10 protein-coding genes and 4 pseudogenes are annotated in these 13666 nt (G+C 33.6%); 2 read left to right on the top strand and 12 right to left on the bottom strand.

The features are described from left to right. Positions 1-29: 29 nt before the first annotated feature. Positions 30-455, bottom strand: coding sequence for a hypothetical protein (locus tag MKD52_RS06360; RefSeq protein ID WP_242099657.1), 426 nt, complete (start codon positions 453-455; stop codon positions 30-32). A 107-nt stretch (positions 456-562) separates the two neighbouring features. Here MKD52_RS06360 and MKD52_RS06355 point away from each other — a divergent pair, with 107 nt between their 5' ends. Together MKD52_RS06355 and MKD52_RS06350 are read left to right on the top strand one after the other, a co-directional pair. After that, positions 563-1807, top strand: coding sequence for an aromatic amino acid transport family protein (locus MKD52_RS06355; protein WP_242099656.1), 1245 nt, complete (start codon positions 563-565; stop codon positions 1805-1807). Then, the gene (locus tag MKD52_RS06350) at positions 1807-3435 is read left to right on the top strand and encodes an N-6 DNA methylase (RefSeq protein WP_242099655.1); all 1629 of its coding nucleotides are present in this window, start codon (positions 1807-1809) and stop codon (positions 3433-3435) included. Before MKD52_RS06355 ends, MKD52_RS06350 begins: the two co-directional genes overlap by 1 nt. A 55-nt stretch (positions 3436-3490) precedes the next feature. On the opposite strand, the gene feoB is transcribed toward MKD52_RS06350, so the two are convergent. From feoB to guaA (MKD52_RS08675), 11 genes and pseudogenes are all read right to left on the bottom strand, one after another. Continuing rightward, entirely contained in the window at positions 3491-5608 is a 2118-nt protein-coding gene (gene feoB / locus MKD52_RS06345) for a ferrous iron transport protein B (protein ID WP_242099654.1), read from the bottom strand. Further along, positions 5601-5831 carry a FeoA family protein gene (locus MKD52_RS06340; RefSeq protein ID WP_242099653.1) on the bottom strand — a complete coding sequence of 77 codons (231 nt, stop codon included), beginning with the start codon at positions 5829-5831 and terminating at the stop codon, positions 5601-5603. Before MKD52_RS06340 ends, feoB begins: the two co-directional genes overlap by 8 nt. 405 nt (positions 5832-6236) lie before the next feature. Then, entirely contained in the window at positions 6237-8435 is a 2199-nt protein-coding gene (locus MKD52_RS06335; protein WP_242099652.1) for an AAA family ATPase, read from the bottom strand. Between the two features lie 25 nt (positions 8436-8460). Further along, positions 8461-8673 (bottom strand): type ISP restriction/modification enzyme, encoded by a 213-nt coding sequence (locus MKD52_RS06330; protein ID WP_242099651.1) that lies wholly within the window; start codon positions 8671-8673, stop codon positions 8461-8463. 61 nt (positions 8674-8734) lie between these two features. Next, a pseudogene (locus MKD52_RS06325) lies at positions 8735-8836 on the bottom strand (site-specific DNA-methyltransferase); the annotation flags it as partial. A gap of 4 nt (positions 8837-8840) precedes the next feature. After that, positions 8841-8960: pseudogene (locus MKD52_RS06320) on the bottom strand (hypothetical protein); the annotation flags it as partial. Between the two features lie 10 nt (positions 8961-8970). After that, positions 8971-10008 carry a HaeII family restriction endonuclease gene (locus tag MKD52_RS06315; protein ID WP_242099650.1) on the bottom strand — a complete coding sequence of 346 codons (1038 nt, stop codon included), beginning with the start codon at positions 10006-10008 and terminating at the stop codon, positions 8971-8973. After that, entirely contained in the window at positions 10002-11018 is a 1017-nt protein-coding gene (gene dcm, locus MKD52_RS06310; RefSeq protein WP_242099649.1) for a DNA (cytosine-5-)-methyltransferase, read from the bottom strand. Before dcm ends, MKD52_RS06315 begins: the two co-directional genes overlap by 7 nt. Before the next feature lie 6 nt (positions 11019-11024). After that, complete coding sequence (guaA, locus tag MKD52_RS06305; protein ID WP_347340931.1) at positions 11025-11990, bottom strand: glutamine-hydrolyzing GMP synthase; 966 nt, start codon at positions 11988-11990, stop codon at positions 11025-11027. Then, positions 11973-12575, bottom strand: a pseudogene (locus MKD52_RS08680) (DNA-3-methyladenine glycosylase I); the annotation flags it as partial. The pseudogene MKD52_RS08680 and the gene guaA (MKD52_RS06305), both read right to left, overlap by 18 nt. A gap of 435 nt (positions 12576-13010) precedes the next feature. Then, positions 13011-13655, bottom strand: a pseudogene (gene guaA, locus MKD52_RS08675) (glutamine-hydrolyzing GMP synthase); the annotation flags it as partial. Between the last annotated feature and the right edge of the window lie 11 nt (positions 13656-13666).

Below are 13666 nucleotides of genomic sequence, written 5' to 3'. Positions count from 1 at the left end.
TAATAGTAAAAGCCTTGAAATTAAGGCTTTTATTGAATTCCAAGAATTTTGTTAATTGTTGTGTTCATCTTGGTCTCAAGATTATATCGCACATTATGCTCTTCGTGTTTGTTTTGCTGAATCTGCGCTTCTTTTTTGGCAATAGAGTGATAAAGATTTTGGATTTTGGCTTGATCTTTTTGAATCCTTGCTTCTTCTAAATCAAGCAAAAGCAAATCTTTTTCTAAGTGTAATTTATCATTAGTATTGCGATATTTTTCGGTTTGTTTGCGAAGATCTTGATGAAATTGGTATTGAATATTACGAATTTCTCTTTTTTGACTAAAGCTTGAATTGTGATAAAGTGTTTTGGTGATACCTTTTGGTGCTTTTAGTGTTTCTTTTGGTGGAAGTGCATAAACAAGAGAGGCAGTAAGTATTAAATGGGAAATAAAAAATAAAAAAATCTTTTGCATATAGCAATCCTCTTTTATAAAATTAACCTGAATTATAACATATTTGCATTGTTTTGAAATTGAATTTGCTATAATCCTGTGGTAAATTTAATTTTATGGGTTGGTGAATGTTTGGAATTGGGAAAAAACCTAGCGTGTTAGGTGGAACAATGATTATTGCAGGGACAGCAATTGGAGCTGGAATGTTAGCTTTGCCAACAATCTCTGCTGGAATGTGGATTTGGTGGTCTTTGGGGCTTATGGTGATTACTTGGCTTATGATGTTGCTTTCTTCTCAAGCCATTTTGGAAGTTAATCTCAATTATAATCCTGGTGCAAGTTTTCATACACTTGTGCATGATAATTTAGGGAAATTTTGGAATCTTGTAAATGGTTTGAGTGTAGCCTTTGTTTTATATATTTTACTCTATGCTTATGTTAGTGGTGGAGGTTCTATGGTAGTGCATACTTCTGTGGCATTGTTTGGATATGAGCCTCCCAAGTTTTTATCAGGATTGCTATTTGCAATTTTATTGAGTGGCTGTGTGTGGTGGAGCACTTATGCAGTTGATCGATTTTCAGTAGTGATGATTGGGGGTATGGTTATTACTTTTATTTTTGCGATGAGTGGAATGCTTGGGGAGGTTAAAACTTCTTTGCTTTTGGATTTGCAAAATGATGGAAGTAGTTATGGGATTTTTGTATTTGTGGCAGTTTCAACTTATTTAACTTCTTTTTGCTTCCATGCTTCGGTGCCAAGTTTGGTAAAATATTTTGGTAAAGACCCTGTTTCTATTGACAAATGCCTTATTTATGGGACATTGATTGCGCTTTTAGCCTATGTGATATGGATTGTTGCGTGTGATGGAAATATTATGCGAAGTGATTTTAAAGAAGTTATTGCAGCAGGTGGGAATGTTAGTCATCTTATTGAAGCAGCAAGTAGTAATCTTAATGGTAGTTTTTTATTAAGAATGCTTGATGCTTTTGCATTTTTAGCAGTAGCCACTTCATTTTTAGGGGCAGGACTTGGATTGTTTGATTATATGGCAGATTTGTGTGGATTTAATGATAGCAGAATAGGACGAACAAAAACAATGCTTGTTACTTTTGCACCACCTATTATTGCAGGAATGATTTATCCTGATGGATTTTTGCTTGCAATTGGTTGGGCAGGACTTGCTGCGACAATTTGGTCGGTGGTGATTCCTGCTTTACTCCTTAGAGCTTCGAGAAAAAGGATAGAAAATCAAGAAGTTAATTATCAAGTTAAAGGTGGTAATTTGACTATTTATGCACTTTTGATTTTTGGCTGTGTGGTAGGAATCTGCCATATTTTATTTGTGTTTAATGTTTTGCCAATGTATAAATAATGCTAAAAGAATTATTGCAAATTTTTCAATACCTTCAAAAATTCCATAAAGATAATCTTGAGGTTTTAAGAATCATCTTGGAATTTTTGTTGATCTCCAAAGATAAAAAATTCCTAAAGGGATTGATAGAGGGGGATAAAGAGCAAATTGACGAGAATCTTTCTGAAAATTTAAGGGGTTATGGGCTAGAAGCCTTTAGTGCAAATCCAAAGATTAATCGCAAAAAAATTTTAAAAGTATTATTAGATTATGAAATTACTCCAAAAGATTTGGAGAATTTTATTCAAGCTATTGTGATGCATAAGACAATTTTGGGGCTTTATGAATACGCTACTCCCATTGAAGTGAATCTCTTGGTTTGTAAGTTTTTGGATATTAAGAGTAATGAGAGCCTTTATAATCCCTGTTGTGGTTTAGGGGGTTTGCTATTTGGCGTGAGTGAGAGGAATTTTGATTATTATGGAGAGGATATTCAGCCAAAGATTCTTTATCTAGCTAAGATTTTATCGCTTTTTATAGGGTTTAAGCGGAGTTATTTGGAAGTGGCAGATATTTTTAAGGAATCTGCCTTTGGGGATTTGGTAGCAAACAAAGCTTTTTGTTATTTTCCCTTGGAGATGCCTTTAAATCTATGGAGCTTTAAAGATGATGATTTGGAGCCTTTTATTAAGAGTATCCCTGAGATTCCTTTTTTGGCTTATACGCTAAGGCATTTTAAGCAAAAAGGAGTTTTTATTGTTCGCTCTTTATTGTTGTATAAGGCTTATGGTAAGCGTTTAAGAAAGTTTTTAAGAGAAAAAAGGCTACTTGAGGGGGTGGTGGAGTTTCCTAAAAATATTTTTCCACACCAAATTGAAGAATTTTCATTGCTTATTTTATCAAAACAAGAGAACAAGAAAGTCTTTTTTGTTGATGCTCAAAAGTTCTATCTCAAAGAGGGCAAGTATAATAGGCTAACTAATATTGATAGGATTTATGATAAATATCTTAGCAAGCAAGATTCTGATATTTCTAGGTTGGTTGATTATGAAACTCTTGATGATGGGAACTTTAAAGCCTCTTATTACACGCAAAAAAAAGATGTTTGCGATTCTGCGTTGCTTAGTGAATTTTTGGAGTGTATTTATAGAGGGCAGAGGGTTGAAGCAAAAAAAGATGGAGTTTTGGTGGATTGCTATAATGCGGGAATTAAGGATTTTGAAGAATATGGCTTTAGTGAGAGATTTTTGGAATTTTCTCCCAAAAGCGATCAGAAGCGAATCGAAAAACTTAGAATCCAAGCTTATGATATTTTGCTCTCTATACGAGGAGTTTCACCCAAAGTAGCAATTATTGGAGAAAGAATAGGAGAGAAAAGGATTTTGCCTAATGCAGGAATCTTGGTTTTGCGTCCCAAAAGCAGAGAGATTGCAGAGGCTTTGTATGTATATTTTTTATCTCCAAAAGGATTTTTGGCGCTAAGTGAGATTTATCAAAAAAATCAAGATCGCATTGGAGAAGAGCAAATAATGAATCTTTTATTGCCAAGTGGTTTTTTGGAATATCAAAAGCGCTTTGATTTATTGCTAAAAGAGGGTGAGCAAATTAAAGAGCACCAAAGAGCAATAAAGACATTGCTTGATTTTTAAAAAACAAATGGAATTAACTTAAAAAAAGAATCACAAGATTATGGAATCTTGTGAATTATATTAAAAAACTAGCAATTAATGCACCAATATAAGAGACAATATAGGCAGTAATAGTTGTTAATAAAAAGAGATAAACAATATATTTAAATCCGCCTGCTTCCTTTCCAAAAACCACACTTGCAGCAAGGCAAGGATTATAAATCATAATAAATAAAATATAAGCAATAGCAACTTTTAAAGGAATGACTGCTTTGATAGTTTCCATTAAAGTAACGCTACTTTCATCAACTTCTGCACCTAAGGAATATAAAACTCCCATAGTGGAAATGATAACTTCTTTAGCCGCAAGTCCGCTAAGCAAAGCAACACTCATTTTCCAATCAAATCCTAGAGGCGCAAAGATTGGTTCAATGAGTTGTCCGGTTTTGCCTAAATAACTATTTTCAATAAGCTGTTCTTGCAAGGTAAATTCTAAAGCCTCTTTTTCTTCTTGAGTATTAGCTTGTTCTATTTTTTGAGCATAGATAGCTTGGGTGTCTTCTTGGAGTGGGAAAGTGCTAGCAAACCAAATAAGAATTGTCGCAGCTAAAATGAAAGTTCCTGCTTTTTTGAGATACATTTTTGCTTTGTTATAGACAGAAAACCATACAAGATTCCAGTTTGGGATTCGATATTTTGGCATTTCCATTACAAAGGGTTCATCGGGTCCTTTAAAGACGCTAAGGCGTAAGATTTTTGCCATAATTAATCCAAATAAAGCCCCTAAAATGTAGATTCCAAAGAGCCAATTTCCTGCTTGTTCTGCGGGGAAAAATGCCCCTACAAAAAGCACATAAACAGGTAATCTAGCACCACAACTCATAAAATTGACAATAAAAAGAGTGAGTAATCTATCTTTGCGGCTTTTGAGTGTTCTTGTAGCCATAAAAGCAGGCACCGAACAACCAAAGCCTGTAACAAGCGGTATAAAGCTTTTTCCGTGTAAGCCAAATTTGTGGAAGAATCCATCAAGTAAAAAAGCGACACGAGACATATAGCCTGTTGTCTCTAAAAGGGCGATTCCAAAAAATAAAATAATAATGTTAGGCAAAAATAAGATAACTGCGCCCACTCCGCCTATAACTCCATCAGCCAATAAAGATGCAATGTGTTCATTAGCAATATTTTCTTTAATGCTATCGCCAATTCCAATAAAGAAGGATTCAATATAATCCATAGGAATCGCACCTAGCGTAAAGGTGAGCTGAAAAAGTAGCCACATAAGAGCCAAAAATATAGGGATTCCAGCGTATTTATTGATAAGAATTTTATCAATCTTTTTGGTGTAGTTTGGCAGAATTTTATTTTCGTATTTAAGCGTTTCGGTTACTAAGCCATTTACAAAAGCATTTAAATCATCAATGAAAATATCGCTACTTGATTTGGTATTGTAGATAATATAGAGATTATTAAGAGATTCTTGTAAAAGCGGAGAGATTTCCATCCAAATAGGTTTTTCATGCAAGAATTTAAAGAGTTTTTCATCTTGTTTGAGAAGTAAAATGGCAATTTGTCGATTAGTGAGATTTAGCGATTGAATATTTCTATCATTTTTGCTATTTAAAAATTCTTCAAGCCTAAGAATCTCAGTTTCAATTTCATTGCTATATACGCGTTTGTTTGATGAAGTGTTTTGCGTGTGTGTTTGAAGTGCCAAAAAGAGAAGTAATCTAAGATTTTCTTTGGTTTTAGCAGAGATTTTTAGGCAAGGGATTCCTAAGAGATTGCCAAGTTCTTTATGATTGATTTGCACCCCTTCTTTTTCTGCTTCATCACTCATATTAAGTGCTAGAATCATTTTCTTTTGGAGTTCTAGTAGCTGTGTGGTGAGTAGTAGATTGCGTTCAAGATTGGTTGAATCAACTACATTGACAATCAAATCATATTCTCCATTGTCAATAAAATCTCTAGTGATTTTTTCTTCTTCGGAATAACCATAAAGCGAATAAGTCCCAGGTAAATCGATGATTTCTAATTCATAGTCTTTGTAAGTGGTTTTGGCATGAGCTTTTTCTATGGTTACACCTGTGAAATTTCCAACTTTCATATTAGAATGGCACAGGGCATTGATTAATAAGCTTTTACCGACATTGGGCTGCCCTACAAGAGCGATTTTGATATTTTTTTTATTCATTGATATTTCCTACTTTGATTGCTTTTGCTTCTTCTGCGCGCAAGATAATGCAGCTTCTATCAAGCTCTACTAGGATTGTAGAGCCACCTAATGAAGTTTCTAGTTTTTTGATTTTTTTGGATTTACAAATACCAAGACTGAAAAATCTATCTTTAAGCTGTGCATCAACATCTAATTCTGTGATGATTGCACTTTCACCATCTTTTAAATCTTCAATTGTCATAAGATGTCCCTTAAGAATTAGTTTAATTTGTATTGTAGTCTTAATACTCTTAGAGTAATATTAATATTGATTATCATTTATAATAATAAAAAAGAGATTCCCATAAAACTAAAGTAATAAAATAGGGCAGGGGGTTAGGGGTGGATTTGCAGGTGTGAAACTTTTAGAATCTATCTTTTGCGGTTAGATATTGTTAATTTCTTTGTTGAAAACGCAATGCAAATATGTTACAATTAGACAAAGTTCCTAGCTATCAATAAGACTTCAAGGAAGGCTTCCCTTGGTGGATAGATAGCATAGGTCATCAATAATACTCCTTTTTAAATCTTGGAATCAGCTCAAAGAATTATTTAAAATATTTATTGTCTTTGTAAGTATGAAATTTTTGGAATTTGTCTTTTGTGGTTAGGCATTGCTAGTTCCTATCATTTTTTCATAATGTTCAAGATGTCCTAAATATTCAAATACTTTTTTAAACGCTTCAAAAAACATATCAATATCAATTTCTTTTGTATCTGATATATTTGTTTGATCAGTGTGTGATTCCCTGCTCATATATCTATAAAAAGCTTTATATTGTATGCCATCTGTAAAATATTGATCAATAACATTTTGCAATTTTTTTGCATATACAAAACCCACAAAATTTTCTAAAATATTTCTCATTACATTAGGTATTATTGCCTTATGTGCTGTTTTGTTCTTGTATTCTTTTAATATTTGCCAATAAGCTTGATAATCATTTAAAATTTCATCTCTTTTTAAGGTGTTAATACAAGAATAATTATTTTGATTTTTAAATATTCTAAATGAAGCAATATTCTTCCTGCAATCTTCTTTACTGATAATTGTAAAAAATTCATGATAAAAATATAAATTATGTGTAAAAATAAAAATTTGTTTATATGAATTATTATTAAAGAAAGTATTTTTTATAAGTTGAGCTACATCATAAACATAATTAAATGAAAGACTAGAAATAGGATCATCAATCACGATAATTTTATCTAGAATTGCTTCATTTTTTTCTTTTTTGCCTTGACAGAGTTGCAAAAAATACAAAAATGAAATTAAAGTTTTCTCACCTTCACTTAAGGTTTTAAAACTAGGCTTATTCTCTCCTTCTCTTGTGATAATATATTCTTGCTTTTCATCATCTTGGATTTTAATGCAAAAACTTAAAATTCCTAAATCTTTTAAATAGTTATTTATCTTATCAACTGCTTTTTGAATGTTAATTGTTTTTTCTTGTTCATCTTTTAAGGCATTTTCTATATTTTGTATATTGTTTTTGATAGTTTCATTTTCTCTTTCTACAGCTTGTTTATTTATTTCTTTATCTTTCTTGTCTTTTTTATATTTTTCTATAATCTCTTTTTTCTCAAAAATCACAAATTCCCAAAAAGATTTTTCTAATTTTTCTAACTCGATTTTTTTGTTATTTAACTTAGTATTAAAGTCTATAATTTTTTGTTGTATTTGTTTAATGTAATTATTTAAATTTTGAAATACTTCTTCGGTTTTTTCTAATTCTATTTTTTTGCCAGGCTCTTTAATTTTTTCTTTAATTTTTTCAATATTTTTTTTAAGTTTTGATTTTACTTGAGAATATAATTTTTCAAATTTCAAATCTTCATTATCTGAAATATCCATTCTATAAAAAGTTTCTATGCTTGGTATATTTAAAAGTAATTTTTCATAATCGTTGTTTAATTTTTTAATTTCTTGGATTTTTTCTTCGTATGTTTTATCAAAATAATTTTCCAAATAGCTTCTGAATTCTTGAGTGATTGTATTATTTTGACAAAATGGACAAGTTTGAGAATCTTGTAAAATATACTTATCAAAACCTTCTTTTACCCAATCTCCATTTCCTAGCTTTTTGATTAAATCCGAAATGATACTATCTTCATTACCTACTATTATTTTATTAAATATTGAGTTATTTTCTATACTTTTGAATTCTATATTTGAAATCTCATTGACATTTTCTAGTTTGTCTTGCGCTTTGTCAGTAAGAATATTGTATTGTTTTTTTAATTCTTCTAAATTTATATTTTGATTTATTGTATCAAAAGATAAAACCTCTTTTATTTTTGGATTTATAAAAGCAAAAAAATCTTCTCTTTTGCCTACAATTCCTTTAAAAAAATGTTTGAAATCATTATAATAGCTACCTTTAATTTTCCAAATGCTATCCTTAAAATCATTTTCTGTTCTTGTTATATCTTTTTGCTTTTCTTCTAATTCTCTTTTAATTTCATCTTGACTAGATTTTAACTCCATTAATTTTTTTTGTAAATTTTCAATTTCTTGTTTTACACTTATATTTTCTTCAGAGAGTGTAAAAATTCCCTGCTGTTTGTCTGTATCATAAAAGTTTTTTTCAATAAAATCTTGATTATAAACCAAAATTTCTTCATCACTTAAACCTTTTATATTACAATCTTTAAAATTTTCATCTTCTTGATTTGTTAAAAAATTAGATATTTGTGTTTTTCCTGCTCCATTTAAACCATAAATCAAATTAATGCGTTTATTTGTTTCTAGGGTTGTTTCATCTTTATAACTCGCTACATTTTTCATAGAAATTTTAGTAATCATTTCTCCCCCTTATAATTAACCCTGCTTACACAAAGCTAATTTTTGCAATCTCTCTTTCAATCTCCAAGCTTTTATGCAAAGTTTGGATAATTTTTTGAAAATACTCAAAGTCGATTTCTTCATCTTTGTGGCTTTTTAGGTATTTATCCAACACTTGATACCCTCCGATTTTATACTCCCATACACTAGATTCTACTTTTTCAAAATATAGGCTTTTGTTTATAAATAGAAAACACAATTATTGTATCCTCACTCTATCACGCTGGTGGTTTGGAAGTAATGTCATTAAATAATATAATGATATTAAAATATGGCGGACTTGTAATAATTAGATCTACGCTACATTCCCTAATTTCGCTCATGGAAATGCTAGATTTGTAAAATACGCAATCTACAGGCATTATCCTACTCCCACTCAATCGTTCCCGGGGGTTTGGAAGTAATGTCATACACCACGCGGTTTATGCCTGCTACTTCGTTAATTATGCGGTTTGAAACGCCCTCTAAAAAATCGTGGGATAAAAATAATTGCATCTTAAAATTCATCTTCAACATTCTCATAATGCCTCTTTTTAAGAATTTCAGGTAATTCTTTTACAGATGGAAATTCCTCTGTAATTTCCAAACAAAGTGTTTCTAAAAGCTTATCACCAAGCAAATTGGAATATTTGCCGCGCATTGCCTTTTCATACCAAGCAATCAAATGAGATTCTGTAATAATGCTTTGAATCTTATTTCTCCAGCCAATTTGTGTAAGCAAAGATAAAATAATAGACTTTTCGGCTTCCTTACACACAATAATAATTCTATCACTTTGAATATGAGATACGATGCTTTCTGCTAATTCACTATCAAGACTTAAATGCTTAATTTGTATCGCCACTCCCCAATTTGCATACATATCAAGCCCTCTATCTGCTGCATTGGTTACACCCACCCTATAAATACGCGCTTTTTGTGTAATAAAGAGATTATTAGAATCTAGGCACATTACAGATTTTGCAAAATCTTCAAACTCCTTTAAAATATTGAGTTTATTTTGATTGATTGAGAGGGTAATGCTTAATTCTAAAGTTTGTGCTAATGTATCAAAAAGCGAATGCGTGATAATTTCATAAACTTTATCTAAACTGCGCTTTAATCCAGCCTCATACCAAAATAAATTAATAAAATGTGAAATCTCAAAATGTGCTTTATCTGTATTCAAACAATAATCCAGTGCATTGTTAAGTTGTATATATTTGCCAATGAATTTATTATAGATGTAGCTTTCAACTGCTCCTTTGTGTTCTCTATTAAACTTTCCAAGCTCTGCTATAAGTTTGGGAGGAACTGCATTAAATAAATCATCTTGGAATTTTGCTGAACTTGTAGAGATTCTACCAAGCAAAGCGATACAGACTTCATCTCTCCAAGCTTTGCTTTTAGTTCTGTATGTCTCAAGATTGCTTAAATCTATATCGCCAAAGATTCTATCGCGATAAAGAATCTCTGCAATTTGAATCGGTTTGTAAAAGTGGATTCTTGATTTTGTAATGACTTTATCTAGTGCATTTTTAGCTTCTTTTAGCATATTTTTTCCTTAATATCCTGCGATAATTCAAATCCTCTTAAGGCTTTAAGCATTTCTCTTGCTACTGCTTCTATGACAGGCACTGCTACACTATTGCCTGTTTGCTGCTTAATCTGCGTATAAGAAACTACGATTTTATAGTCCTCTGGAAAACCTTGCAAACGCAACATTTCCCTTTCTGTTAATCGCCTCTCATTATTGACTAAAAGATAATTTGCTGAAGCACCAGCCCTAAGAGCGCAAGAATAGTGGTGGGGCGTAATTGAACCACCTACATTTTCGTGGGTAATATAAGGCTTTGCCATTTCTTTTTTCATTCTTTTTTGCCTAGATTCTTTAATATTATCTTTAACATAATACTTTTTATCTACATTAGATTCTAAAATTTCTTTAAGTGTTTTTCTGTAATGTGTTGGAAGTGGAAAAGCAAAATCTACTTTTTCCTTAAAGCCACAGATAATAATTCTCTCTCGTTTTTGTGGTAGCCCAAAATCAAGCGCATTTAAGACTTTATGATATACAAAATACCCTAAAGATTCCAAATGTGAAAGAATTGTTTTAAAAGTTTGTCCTTGATGATGAGCAATTAGGTTACGCACATTTTCCAACATAAAAGCTTTGGGTTGCTTATCCTTCAAAATGCGTTCAATCTCAAAAAATAATGTCCCCTGTGTTTCGTGCTTGAAGCCCTCTTTATCTCCTATAATACTAAAAGGCTGACAAGGAAATCCAGCTAATAAAATATTAAAATTTGGGATAGCTTTAGAATCTATTTTGGTAATATCGCCTTTTGGATATTCTCCAAAGTTTGCAAAATAGGTTTTAGCAGCCTCCTTATTCCATTCTGATGAAAAGACACAGATTCCACCTAGTTTCTCAAACCCTAACCGAATCCCACCAATCCCAGCAAACAAATCAATGAAAGTAAATTTTTTGGGTGTCAAATCTTGTTGTTTTGTTAAAATGGCATTAGAAAATAAATTTGCAGTCATTTCTTGCTCCAAATTCATAACCCTCTACTCCCACTCAATCGTGCCTGGTGGTTTGGAAGTAATGTCATACACCACGCGGTTTATGCCTGCTACTTCATTAATGATACGATTAGACACAGATTCTAAAAACTCGTGAGGCAAATGCGAAAAAGTCGCTGTCATTCCATCAAGCGCTTCTACCGCACGCACACAGATTGTATTATCATAAGTGCGGTTATCGCCCATTACCCCCACACTTCGCACATTAAGTAGCACACAAAATGCTTGCCACACGCTATCATATAGATTCCACTTATGCAACTCTTCTATAAAAATGCAATCCGCTTCTTTCAAAAGATCCAAATCCGCTTGATTGACTTCTCCCATAATGCGGATTGCAAGTCCTGGTCCTGGGAATGGGTGACGCATAAGCATAGATTCTGGCATACCAAGCTCTCGCCCCAAAGCCCTCACCTCATCTTTAAAAAGCTCTCTTAAAGGCTCGATTAGCTCAAATTTCATCCATTCAGGCAAGCCCCCTACATTGTGATGAGATTTTATCGTTTTGCTTGGTCCTTTCACGCTCACAGATTCAATCACATCAGGATACAGCGTGCCTTGTGCGAGGAATTTTATCTCGCCATTGGCATTGTGCGCTCTAGCCTCACGCTCAAACACCTTGATAAAAGTCTCACCGATGATTTTACGCTTACTCTCAGGATCTCGCACACCTTTAAGCAATCCCAAAAATTCTTCACTTGCATCAATGGTGATAAGTGGCACACGCAAGTTTTCCCTAAACATTTTCTCCACGGCTTCTCTCTCGCCTTTGCGTAAAAGCCCCGTATCCACAAAAATAGGGATAAGATTTTCCCCAATCGCACGATAAAGCAATGTAGCTACGACGCTCGAATCCACCCCACCACTCACCGCACAAAGCACCTTGTGAGGTTTGGCTTTATTGGCTTTATCTGTATGCCCAAATGCACAGCTTGTCAAATGATCGCACACAAGCCCCACAGACTGCATAAAAGCATAAATCCCTGTGCTTCCTACAAAGCTAAAGCCGCGCTTTTTGAGATCATTTGCGATTGTGTCAGAAAGTGGTGTATGTGTGGGAATCTCCTCCAAACTCTCAAAATGATTGATAATTGGTGTATTATCTACATAACCCCAAAGAAACTTCGCAAAGCTCCCAAACTCACGCTCAATCTCTAAGAATCTTTTGGCATTGTTGATGGCAGATTCTATCTTAGCACGATTGCGGATAATACCTGGATTTTCCATAAGTTCTTGTATCTTTGCCTCATCATAAGTGGCTACAATATGAGGATCAAAGGCATCAAAGGCTGCCCTAAAAGCCTCGCGTTTTTTAAGTATCGTGATCCACGAAAGCCCTGCTTGCATACCCTCTAGCACAAGTTGCTCAAAAAGTCGCTTGTCATCGTGCTGTGGAATGCCCCACTCAAAATCGTGATAATCTTGGTAAAGCTTTTGTGTGGCTTTATCGGAGGCATTATACCCTTGATAAATCCAACCACATCGTTGTAGTGGCGCTGTATTCGTCGCTACACAATCCAAACCTAACTCCACCATATCACCACATACCGCACCTTTTTCAAAACCAAGTTCGCTAAAAACCTTTAGCCCTTTTTTGTCGTGTGTATCCCATTGTGTGTGGAAGCTCTGTGCATTTTGAAATTGCATAAGCGTATCTAAAAAAGATTGCGTTACTTCTTTTTGTGTTAGATTTCTATCGATGATATAACACTCAAAATTGCACGCATAGCCACTTGTATCCTCTACATACACGCAAAAGCCAAAGGCACTTACATTTCCTACATCATCTTTTCTGGCAAAAAAATGCTCTGAATTATGAATGCGTTGTTTTAGCGTCGTGGCAATATGCTCTAATAATTTTGCTCCCATAAATCCGTGTGTTTTTGTGAAGCTCTCTTGCCATAGGGCAAAAATTTGCTCTTGTTGCGCGCGATCCTCGGTGCGTTGGAATGTGGGTGTTTGGGATAGTATCCCTGTGATTTTACGAATCTTATCTATCTCATAGGTGATAAAATTTTTCATATTCCAGCTTGTATCTGCTCTGCAAATATTCACCGCGAAATTTTTGAGAATCTCCCCACCACACTCGCTATGCACGACTTCAGGGTGAAACTGCAAAGCATAGATTTGACGCTTTGTGTCTGCTATGGCACAATAATGCGTATTGCCACTTTTGGCTAATTCACTAAAGCCTTGCGGGATTTTTTCTACCTTATCAGCGTGACTCATCCACACAACAGAATTATTTTTGACATTTGCAAAAAGTGCTGTATCAGTAGCTAAAATCTCTAATTGTGCCTTGCCAAACTCCTGCTCTTTGGCTCGCACCACCGCACCGCCAAAATGATACGCGATATATTGCATACCATAACAAATCCCAAGCACAGGAATGCCAAGCTCAAAGACTTTGTTATCAGGCTTATATGCCCCCTCTTCATACACACTAGCAGGACCACCGCTTAAAACAATACCCTTAGGATTCTTAGCCTTGATAGAATCTATACTTTCAAAATAAGGCACAATCTCGGTATAAACGCCAAACTCCCGAAGTCTCCTAGCGATAAGCTGTGTGTATTGACTCCCAAAGTCAAGCACTAACATTTCAACATTATTCATTTTCTTTCCTT

The organism is Helicobacter sp. CaF467b, assembly GCF_022664765.1.
Classification (GTDB): Bacteria; Campylobacterota; Campylobacteria; order Campylobacterales; family Helicobacteraceae; genus Helicobacter_D; species Helicobacter_D colisuis.
The sequence above is the reverse complement of the archived record's forward strand: the minus strand, read 5'-3'. Positions and strand labels throughout refer to the sequence as shown.